This window comes from Halonotius pteroides, assembly GCF_003605635.1.
GTDB classification, from domain to species: domain Archaea; phylum Halobacteriota; class Halobacteria; order Halobacteriales; family Haloferacaceae; genus Halonotius; species Halonotius pteroides.
The window spans coordinates 20,773-31,089 of the sequence record NZ_QMDW01000017.1 but is presented as its reverse complement, the minus strand read 5'-3'; the positions used below and the strand labels follow the sequence as shown (position 1 = coordinate 31,089).

The window sequence follows — 10,317 nt, the reverse complement described above, 5'->3', positions numbered from 1 at the left end:
ATTACTCTGAAGTTGGTTTCAGCTTTGTTCCGTTTCTCGGTCAGAATATGAGATATCATATTCATTGTCGAACCGGATTAGACGATTAGCTGTTATTAGATAAAGATTTCGCCACATACGTCATATTCGATGAAATTTGTTGTTCGTAATAGACGAACCAAACTATGTGATGGGTACTAGCTCTCACTCAGTATGATTAAAAATTTCAAATTTCGCTGTATTTAACAGAGATTCTAAAGTATATAATCAGTATCATAGAGTAAGTGTTTGTGTTATACGAACAGTTTAGTGGACAAAAAAACAAACCCGAATATGGTTGATACAGACAATAAAACACGGACTCTACAGACGGTTTCTACTTCTCTTGAAGTCTTAAGTGAACTCAAAGAGAATGATACTCTTGGAGTGACGGAACTCGCTACACGTCTCGATATCTCAAAAAGCAGTGCACACGCCCATTTAGCCACTCTTGAAGACAAAGAGTTGGTTATCAATCGAAACGGAACGTATGAGCTTGCTGTCAACTTATTCACTTTTGGTCAGTACGTTCGTGAGCAAAATCTGTTGTATCAACACGGGAAATCGCAAGTCGATAAATTGGCTGACGAAACAAGTCAATATGTCCATATTGTCACTGAAGAAAATGGGTGGGGAATCAATCTCTATCAGATAAAAGGCGAAACCCGTGTGGGAGGAGACTACCAGCAGAATAAACCGCAACGGAGAGATCATCTTCATTATACCGCCTCTGGGAAGGCAATTCTCGCTGCCTTCCCCGCTGATCGGGTTCGAGAGATCATTGAGAGCAATGGACTCCCTAAACGAACGTCAAATACCATCACGAGCGAACGTGAACTATTCGAAGAGTTAGAGTCGATTCGTGAACGCGGCTATAGCTACAATGATGAAGAAGAGATCGAGGGATTTCGTGCCGTTGGGACAGCTGTAAGAGGCCCTGGTGGTGAGGTTCTTGGTTCATTAAGCATTTCAGGCCCGACGAGTTTCATGCAGGGTGACCGATATAAAGAAACTATTCCCGAACGTCTAATTAACGCAGCCAATGTTATTGAGGTCAATCTAAATATGAACAAGTCCGATAGGTAGTATCGATTTTGCAGACCGCTCAACAGTACTCACCGTTTGGTATAACCGAACACGACCGATATATAAATTTCACACTATATAGCGATGTACATATATAATTGAGAGCGTATTCATTGGTTGATTACTGGATTATTATCTCGCCCGCGGAATACAACAGACCGGATTCTCATGATCGGTTTGTCAGGTCGACGGAATCTCTCTAATAGTCATTATTTTAATATTTGTACGAATATCTTGGTGATAGAATAGTATGAGTGCTATCAAATGAAAAAATAACCACTGTTACCAAGTTTATGTGTGCTATTATCCAGTCTGAAACCAATGATTTAATTTCTGCTGCTATCGACCACATGGAAACTGAGCACTCCCGACTGGCTGCTGAACAAACAGCGTTCGATCGGTTTGGCACTCGGATCGAACGTCCGTCCCCCCAATAAAAGGCCGTCTCAGGATCAGAGGGTTGGATACGAACAACAGGTTGTGCCACAGACACTGTTGGTGGTTCGTGAGGCCTACAGTGAGACGGTAATGGATCTATCCCATTATGAGGACGACTATGATGATACCTATGAAGAAAGTATTACCGAAGAATTTGGCCCTGAGCTAGCGGTGTTGCTCATCAAATCTGATCACTTGTTACCTGCTACGAAAGCTACTCTTATCGCCAAGATTGATACCGCAATCCAGCAGCGGGAAGCATTACAGAGAGTCGTTGATCGTGAGCTGCAGTCGCTTCGATCGGCGGCTACGGACATACGATCTGTCACTGACACGCTTGCAGAGGTTTCAGACACTCTGTTTGAATCTTCCTCATACTTACGGACATAGATACGTAACCCATATTCCGCACCCTAAACGAGCTGGTGAGGAATTTTAGAAAATCACACCAGATTTTACACTCTCTTGTCGGTTGATCTGAATAAAACGGCTGGATTCACCTACCGCATCACCGATTGTGTCAAATTTGAGTGATAAAAAACGTGCTTCTCGGGGCAAATGACAGAGTCTCTCCTCTGTGTCAATCTTACACATCTTCAACACCGTACACTTCCACACTCAGGTCAAGCAGTTCAAGCACCCGTTCAGGGACATCAACATTAGCCGGGATTTCTCTATTCCCATCCTCGTCAACGAGAATCAGCATATTCTCAAATCGTTCGAGGACACGCCTGCCGGTGGGCCGAAAGCTTGTCGGCCCACCGGCCAACTCCATCGGCTTCTCAGCCGTGGCTAACGCTTGCCGTGCTCGCTGTTCGATGAGCGAGTACACCAATAATGCCAGAATCAGCACGTACCCGAACGCTTCCACGCGGTCGGGCCGGTTCAGAAACACCGGCCCGACCCGCTTGGGATCTTTCAGAACCGGAAACCGCCGTTCAACCGTCTGTTGATCTTTATACAGCTCCAGAATGTCTTCACCACTCCACTCGTCGGTGTCTGTCAGTGTTGTGATTAGCACAAAGCAGCTTTTACGCTGCTTCCGTGTCTCGATTGCTTCTTCATCTCGCTGTACTGTGACAGTGATTTTATACACTGTTTTGTATGGCTCCCAGTCCTTCGGTGGGCGGCCAGGGCTGTCACGTGATTTCTTTTCCTCGGTTTCGACAACGTCTGTGTCAATCTCAAAACAGCGTTCGTCATGATCAGCGAGCCACTCTGCGGCGGCTTCTGTTGCGTCTTCTTCACATGCAAACGAGCGGTCGCCCAGTTGGTCGACCGCGTCCATGAGGCCTTCCTCGGTGGTATCGAGATCCCGTGCGATCCGCTTTTCTGCTTGCTCTTTTAGCGACGATGACCGCACAACAATGCACTGGACATCTTGCTCGTAGAGTGTACCCGGGAAGCTCTGAAGTTGGTAGACTGCAGCGTCATCGTCCTCAGAGAACGCGCCCAGATCTATCCAGTTGTTTTCGTCGAGAGCTGTGTCGATCATTTCATCAGTGAGATTGTAAGTGCGCGCGAGTCGGCTGATGAGTTCGATATCGAACTCATCAGCCGCATCGAAGGTTTCCTTTGAGACCACTTTGCAGTCGGCGACATAGGCAGCAAGTTCGTCGGTATCAACCCAGCGGGAGAGATCTTCGATTACATCGACGTTCCAGGTTTTGTCAGAGGCGTTCCCGTCGAGGATGTCACCGACGACGGGAACGCCGTGTTGGTCGACACCGAGTCCAACGGTGTACTGCTTGAGATCGGGACGATTGTCTTTGCTGTGTCCATAGGTAATGTTTACTTCCTGATCAGACTCATCAGAGTCATTTTCGTAGGCTCCCTGAACGGAGACAGTCGTCGTATCGGAATGGACGACGGTGGGAGACTGTGTTTCGCGGTTGGCAGCTTCCCACAGCACGATCCCGAGGACCGTGCGGAGTCCTGTCTCAGCAAGTTGATCCAGGCCACGGCCAAGTGCATCATCGTTGAGATTGTCTGGTTCGATCCCATCGTGAAAGAGGTTCTCAGTGTCTGTACCTTCGAAGAATCCGGGGAGCTGATACAACGGCCTCCCTTCAGTCAAGACGTTCATGACCAGTGCCATGACTCTCTCACCAGGTGAGAGAGTACACTGCTGTTCGTCCCAGTCAACCAAATCATCGATTGTCTCAACAAGACCCGATTCACGGCAGACTGCTGCGATAATTGGCAGAGGTCCCGGAGTGAATGCTTCAGTCACTACCTGCTGCTCTACAAGTATACTGTGAAGAAATGATCGGAATCCAAATTCCACTGACTGAATCTCTGGCTAATCGCCAGAGGGAAATTGATACTCTCTTGCAGAGGGGTGCGGAATATGGGATACTTCACGTACCATCTCTTCAACTGGCTCGTTAGGGTGTCACACACTGCGGTCGCATTGTGACCGCGACCGTGGCACAGTCACTCATTTTGTATGCGGTGAAATCCTTACTGCTTTCTCACTGGCCTACATGGCTGTTCAGTAATGGGCGATTGTCGCTACTGCGGGCAAACTTTCCCAGAAGAGGGTACACTCCGCGAACATCTCTATGAGGCTCACGATATGGATGAGCTGAGTCGAATTGACCGGAAGCGTGTTGAGAAATACGTCGAGGAACACGGGTTGGATGAGAGCGATACGGACGCAAACACGGACGACAACCAGTCCAGCCAGCGTGAGCACCAAACAGTCGATACATCAAACGGTGGGGATCAAGCTGATCGCTGGGAACGCAGCGATATTGAAGCACTCTCGGCGGACGACATCGTGGACAAGCTCACAAACCACGGCATCGAAACAAATGAGACGGCGTTTCGGAACCGAGCAAAGAATCTCAATTCGGCGACGACACTCTCTGAGCAGTGGGAAGCCGACTATGAAGTTGCGGCCACGGGGTTCGATCAGGATTTCATTTGGATGGCAGCACAGGAACTCTGGGAGCGATGGGCTCCCGAGGTGCCGAATAAAGAACGGATCTATGACCTCGTCCAGGAGGGACGCGATCTCCGAGAGAACGGAGACCGTGCCACGGCCTGCGACCGGTGGCTAACTGCCTGGGAATACATTCTTGCTGTCATACCCGATGACAGTACAACTATCGAAGAAGCAGACCAAACAACACCGACATTTCTCTCACTTGAGGCGTTTATTCGATCGCTTGACAGTGATCTTGCAACCGTCGCTGAGGACGATCCCACCTATCACGAGCACCGACTCAACTTTTGTCGAGAAGTCTGTGAGACGTTTCCGGATGCAAACGACGAGTTGCTGCTTGATTTTCGCCACTTCATCGCCGATTCGCTCAACGAATTAAACAGAACCGCTGACAGCAGAACCGAGTTTGAGCTACTCATCGAGGAGTACCCAGAGGATCCATGGGCATACAAGAAACTCGCAGACAGCTACTGGCTTGAAGAGTCCGACGAGCTATCGGTCGAAACAGTAGAGCGAACTGCAGACCTCTACCGAACGGCATTGGGCATCGACAAACCCCTCGAAGAAGCCTCAATTGTAGCCGATCGTCTCGAAGAAGTAGAACGGAGACTAACCGACGCAAAGGGAGCCGACCACCACGGAGCTGAAAAGTCATGAAACTTCGATACTACGCTGACGCGTCAAATTATGACGATCACGAGCAAATCATCGACCTCCTATACACGATTTCCGGCAAATACGGGATCGCAGTCGAGATCGAGCGAGTGAACAATCGGTATGGTTCGATCCAAGTCTTCCCGGGCGATATACGTGAGAACTCACCGGAAGACGTGTATGATCGAGATTTTCACTACAACCGGACGCTCGGCTCGAATATCGATGACTCGCCGTCAGAGGCGTTCAAATCCGGTGGCCGACACGTCGACATCGATGGGTACGTCGGCATTATCGACGACGGGCTCGTCTGGGCGACAACCAATCGTAGTGATTCGATCGGCTACGGGCCGGATGTTGATGCGACGGATACCACACTCGGATTTCTCAATCAGGTCTCCAATCATGGGCTGGAAGCGATCGAGAGGAAGTACATGGACGAAGACGAACGGGAGCGAACCGTACTCAAGCAGTTCCTTGCAGCAGATGTAGTTGACGGCACTGTTCATCGAGATGTCGCCGTCGGAACCTCACAACTACCCGACTCGCCTGCGCACGGTCAGGACAGTTCGGTCGGCGGGATGATCACCCGGACAGCTGATGCCATCATCGAGACTGACGAGAGTGACTGGATCATTCAAACGGCGAAGACATTCGAGGCAGCAACGTTCGATACCGCTCTCGGTCAGGTTCTTGTCCGCGATCGGCTCTACCGTCTTGATACAGACGAGAATACAGCCACGACACCCGCAATTGTGTTCAATACGGTGCCCTGGGAGTTAGATATCGACGCTGTCCCGGCAACAGTAGATCAGTTGACCGCGATAGCAGAGGAAACAGATGTTCGTGTGTTTGTGGGTCGAGATATGGATTTCAGGGAGATTTCCCCGTGATTGAGAAGATTAAGCCATCGTGCTATGGTTATGGCCCACTTGATGGGATGCTCTGAAGAAATATCGACAGACAACTGTTGCAGCGACTGAAACACAGCACCTTGGAATATAACGGAGTGTGGTGAACCGTCAGGTACGATGCAAGCCACCATGGCCACGGATCGCTCGTCAGTGCTGGAATCGCTACGAACGGTGCTTGGGGCCCCACTCCGACGGCAGACGTACGGAAACATCGCCTATCTCGCTCTCGCGGCCATCCTCGGCCAGCTGTATTTCATCGGCTTCGTTATCGGGGCATCGCTCGGGATCGGGCTGCTGATTACCCTCCTCGGCCTGCCAATCCTTGTCGGGACGCTCGCCGCGACGACAGGAGTCGCTAGTCTTGAAGCCAGACTTGCCAGCTGTCTGGTCTGTATCGATATCTCAGAGCCGGAGTTCCTCTCGAAGACCTCAGTGCGAGATGGGCTTGTTTTGCCGGGCGGCGAGTTTCTCGATGCAGTCGTGTCGCTCGTCACGGCTCGCTCGACGTGGCTAAGTGTCGGCCTCATTGCGGTAAAATTCGTGTTTAGTATTATTTCGCTCGTCGTGTTGCCAACACTACTGGCGATCAGTGCCGCGTTGCTGGCGACACCGTTCGTCTACGAGAGCCAGTTCGTCGGCTTCGATTCGGCAGTCACGGTCGGTGCGTACAGTGTCGACCAGTGGGTCGTCGAGACACTGCCGGAGGCACTCGCCGTCGCCGGTGGTGGCGTGATCTTTGTCATCGTCGCAATCAACCTGCTGAACGCTCTGGCCCGACTACAGGCACTCTCGATTGCAGTGCTGCTGAAAGGTGGTGCCAACTCCCAGTAATTGCTCATCAAAGTGGGCATACCATCGAATGACATCCTCCGCGCCGTGAACGGCGTAGCTCAAATTTTGAGAGTTCGTTGGGCTTGGCTCCGAGAACGATGATGATGGCAAGCGGTTTTGTTGCCTCTCGTGAAACATATCCCTCGAAAGCGAATCATAACTGGGGTGGATCTCCTTAATTTGGCTTCGAGTGCAGTGCCCATCGAACTGGTATGATACCCGAGGATTCTCTAGTTCAGACTTTTATATTCGTAGTTGGATATCACAACAACCGGAATGTCCCTGCTATTCGAGCACGCAATTGAGGAGTTCTCACTGTCATCGGCGACACTCGTTGACCCCCGGCCGGAACATCTAGAACCAACCGACCAATCAGTTCCAGTTCGACCGGTTGCGGAATTTGCAGGGCACCACGACTCACTCAGCCACCCAACAAACGAGTGGATCTGCATCCCACTGCATGGCACTGATAGCGCAGACCCAACCAACGAATACATCGGCTATCTCGACCACGACCTCCGTGGTGAACTGTTCTATATCAATCAGAACGGAAGCGAAGAGACAATCGCTGCTGACGAATTTGCACAGACCAAGTTAGCAAAGCGAATTCGATTCTGGCATTCTGATTACCTTCCTGAGACCTTCCCCCCGGGATACGACAGCCCGATTAACGACACAGAGCCGCCGCGCAACCCCGTTGAGTCGACGACGCTGCTCGATGGCTTTGAGGCCTATATCGAAGCCGAACGTACGGCGACCCAGCAAAGCAACCGTGAACACGCTGAAGCAGTGTCACCACGGTCACAGTGGGCTCAAAATGAAGCTGCCATCCCGGCACTCCATTGCGTCGGGGAAACGAATGGTGAATACGAGTTTCGCGTCGATCTACCTGATGAACTCGAAGATCGACGAGACCATGATTGGGCCTACATCGTCGAAAACGAATTTGATATCCACGAAGACAATGATGTGTTGCTCCACGCCAACTGGACAGACCCACCAGACAGCTTTCCGATCATCGGGACAGTCCAGCGAATCCGTGGTCGATCACTTTGGCTATCCTTTGATTGGGCCGATATCGATCGACCGGCCTCAATTCGATCGGCTCTCACGCAAGGTCGAGAGTGTGGATTATCGGGACTACTCAACCCTGTCCCCTTCGACCGAGAACAGGAGGCTGTCGAAGAGCTCGGAGACACACCGACCGAAGCGATTCTCACTGGCAACACAGAACTCACGTTCGCAAATAGCGCAGCTGCCCAGAGTACGCCATTCGATACCGAGTTGAATCAGGAACAACAGGCAGCCGTCAAATACGCGCTGTTGGCCGATAATCTGTTTTGCATTCATGGCCCACCTGGGACAGGAAAGACACGCACGCTCATCGAGATCATCCGCCGTGCAGTCAAGGCCGGCGATGACGTGTTGGTTTGTGCAGACTCGAATCAGGCCGTCGATAACCTCGTTGCGGGCGGCTCAACAGACGACGATGTTGACCAGACATCCCTGCACGCCCACGGTCAGCATGGTGAAGCAGAGTTCATGCTGGATCGTATCAACGCTGATCGGTCAGCACGACCGCTCATTAGAGAGAACTACACCGATGTCGAGGCCACTCCGCAGATCGTCGCAGCGACAAACAGCAGTGCCGCACGCCTACACCGATCATTTGACCTCGTGGTGATTGATGAGGCGACCCAGGCCACCTGTACGGCCTCGTGTATTCCCCTCTCAAAGGCTGACCGAGTCGTATTGGCAGGTGACCACAAGCAGTTGCCACCATTCAGTTCGACTGAGGAGCCGCCTGACTCCAGTTACGGCCTCTCGTTGTTCGAACATCTGTACGCCAGCGGTGGCGTCTACGAAGGCGTCGGTGTCCAACTCAAAACCCAGTACCGCATGCATCGGGATATCGCCTATTTCCCCAACCGAGAGTTCTACGACCGGAGCCTTCGGAATGGCCGTCGGGTTGAACCGCTTGCCGATCGCACACCAATTGAGGCGTATAATGTCGGCGGCTCAGTCGATGTCGTTGATCATTCCCGGGCGAATCCAACTGAGGCGAAGGTGGTCGTTCATCTCGTCACACAACTGCTGGCTGAGACAACTATCAAACCAGCCGATATCGGGGTGATAACACCATATGTGGCACAGGTTCGGACGATCAGACAGTCTTTAGCGAATGCGGTTTCTGATGCCACAGCAATCTCCGTCGATACGATTGATGCCTATCAGGGCAGTGAGAAACCAATCATCATCCTCTCACTGGTCAGGAGTAACGCCAGCGGTGAGATCGGATTCCTTGGTCGAACACCTGATGGCCCCCGTCGATTGAATGTCGCGCTGACCCGTGGACAGCGGTACACAGCTGTTGTTGGCGACTTCCATACACTTGCCTACGATCATGAGAGCACTCAGACCGAAATCTATCAAGAACTTCGGCAGCAGTTCGAAGCACGTGGGCTGATGAACAATGTTGATCCAGAGTTGCTTCCAAGCTAAGAATACAGCCGGCTTGTGCGTCAAATCGCTAACGCAAACAAACCCAAACCGCTGAAACCGTCAAATTTGGGCGTTCCACAGCAGTTAAACGGGACTCCTTTGATCTTAATTACTGGTTTGTTATGAAAAGTCGTTATGAACCTAACGTCTCAAACCTAAATGAACATACAAATTATAAATTTGTGTGGCAAATGATTTTTATTCACGTTCAGATATTCCAACACATGGCGATAGACAGAACATCACAGTCCCCAGATTATAAGCGCTACTTTCTGATTGTCGTCACAGCGATTGTGGTCTTAGCAGGGGTAATCTGGGCCCTTGGGGCGTTTGTCGGGATTGGCCCGTTGGCTACAGATCAAGTCATCAGTGGACAGGCACTCGACAAGAATGGGGAGCCAATCGCTAATGCAGTAATTGTCGTAGAGAATCAATCAGGCGAAGTCAATCTAAAAAATGCTGTTTCAACGTCTACGCTGACGACGACCACAAATAATGACGGCGAGTTTACCACTCCACAGATAGCAACTGGAAATTACACGGTCTATCCCCGTGGTGCAGGAAGTTCATACCAATATACGGGTATCTCTCCACCAAGAACGAATCTTGTCTTTGCCCCCGTCGCAAATGGATCCGTTGAGAAAGGGAGTGCAAGTGGCTAAACAAGGGCGAACTCCTCTCTCTATCTGATAATACGGAACCAGGAGTCTCAGTCTCCGAAACACGGGTTGTGGTTATTAGACGGAGCAACTCCTAGAAGAAATAGAGCCAGTATCAGCCCCACACTCCATCCATCACGTACCATCCCTCACGCTGGCTCGTTAGGGTGTCACACGCTTCGGTCACATTGTGACCACAAGTGTGGTACGTTCACTATTCGGCTCTACTTGGTAACGAACACTAACTGTGTATCGAGTGATTTTA

The 10,317-nt window shown here is 50.9% G+C and carries 8 protein-coding genes; 7 read left to right on the top strand and 1 reads right to left on the bottom strand.

Features of this window, described 5'->3' with window-relative positions:
• Window positions 1–312 precede the first annotated feature (312 nt).
• Complete coding sequence (locus DP106_RS11245) at window positions 313–1,104, top strand: IclR family transcriptional regulator (protein WP_120085361.1); 792 nt, start codon at window positions 313–315, stop codon at window positions 1,102–1,104.
• 402 nt (window positions 1,105–1,506) lie between these two features.
• Entirely contained in the window at window positions 1,507–1,932 is a 426-nt protein-coding gene (locus tag DP106_RS11240; RefSeq protein ID WP_449405084.1) for a DUF7260 family protein, read from the top strand.
• A gap of 196 nt (window positions 1,933–2,128) precedes the next feature.
• Here the strand turns inward: DP106_RS11240 and DP106_RS11235 are convergent, their stop codons facing one another.
• Window positions 2,129–3,775, bottom strand: a complete 1,647-nt coding sequence (locus DP106_RS11235; RefSeq protein ID WP_120085357.1) for an IS1634 family transposase — start codon at window positions 3,773–3,775, stop codon at window positions 2,129–2,131.
• 267 nt (window positions 3,776–4,042) lie between these two features.
• Here DP106_RS11235 and DP106_RS11230 point away from each other — a divergent pair, with 267 nt between their 5' ends.
• From DP106_RS11230 to DP106_RS11210, 5 genes are all read left to right on the top strand, one after another.
• Window positions 4,043–5,149, top strand: coding sequence for a tetratricopeptide repeat protein (locus DP106_RS11230; protein WP_120085356.1), 1,107 nt, complete (start codon window positions 4,043–4,045; stop codon window positions 5,147–5,149).
• Entirely contained in the window at window positions 5,146–6,039 is an 894-nt protein-coding gene (locus DP106_RS11225; RefSeq protein ID WP_120085355.1) for a hypothetical protein, read from the top strand. Before DP106_RS11230 ends, DP106_RS11225 begins: the two co-directional genes overlap by 4 nt.
• A 138-nt stretch (window positions 6,040–6,177) precedes the next feature.
• On the top strand, window positions 6,178–6,891 hold the full coding sequence (locus tag DP106_RS11220) for a sensor domain-containing protein (RefSeq protein ID WP_120085353.1): 714 nt from the start codon (window positions 6,178–6,180) through the stop codon (window positions 6,889–6,891).
• A 276-nt stretch (window positions 6,892–7,167) separates the two neighbouring features.
• Window positions 7,168–9,393 carry an AAA domain-containing protein gene (locus DP106_RS11215; protein WP_120085352.1) on the top strand — a complete coding sequence of 742 codons (2,226 nt, stop codon included), beginning with the start codon at window positions 7,168–7,170 and terminating at the stop codon, window positions 9,391–9,393.
• A gap of 224 nt (window positions 9,394–9,617) precedes the next feature.
• Window positions 9,618–10,055 carry a carboxypeptidase-like regulatory domain-containing protein gene (locus DP106_RS11210; RefSeq protein WP_165857876.1) on the top strand — a complete coding sequence of 146 codons (438 nt, stop codon included), beginning with the start codon at window positions 9,618–9,620 and terminating at the stop codon, window positions 10,053–10,055.
• Window positions 10,056–10,317 lie beyond the last annotated feature (262 nt).

Excerpts from the sequence above, each read along its gene's own strand:
- DP106_RS11230 (WP_120085356.1), top strand. The coding sequence starts at position 4,043 with ATGGGCGATTGTCGCTACTGCGGGCAAACTTTCCCAGAAGAGGGTACA.
- DP106_RS11215 (WP_120085352.1), top strand. The coding sequence starts at position 7,168 with ATGTCCCTGCTATTCGAGCACGCAATTGAGGAGTTCTCACTGTCATCG.
- DP106_RS11210 (WP_165857876.1), top strand. The coding sequence starts at position 9,618 with ATGGCGATAGACAGAACATCACAGTCCCCAGATTATAAGCGCTACTTT.
- DP106_RS11220 (WP_120085353.1), top strand. The coding sequence starts at position 6,178 with ATGCAAGCCACCATGGCCACGGATCGCTCGTCAGTGCTGGAATCGCTA.
- DP106_RS11225 (WP_120085355.1), top strand. The coding sequence starts at position 5,146 with ATGAAACTTCGATACTACGCTGACGCGTCAAATTATGACGATCACGAG.
- DP106_RS11245 (WP_120085361.1), top strand. The coding sequence starts at position 313 with ATGGTTGATACAGACAATAAAACACGGACTCTACAGACGGTTTCTACT.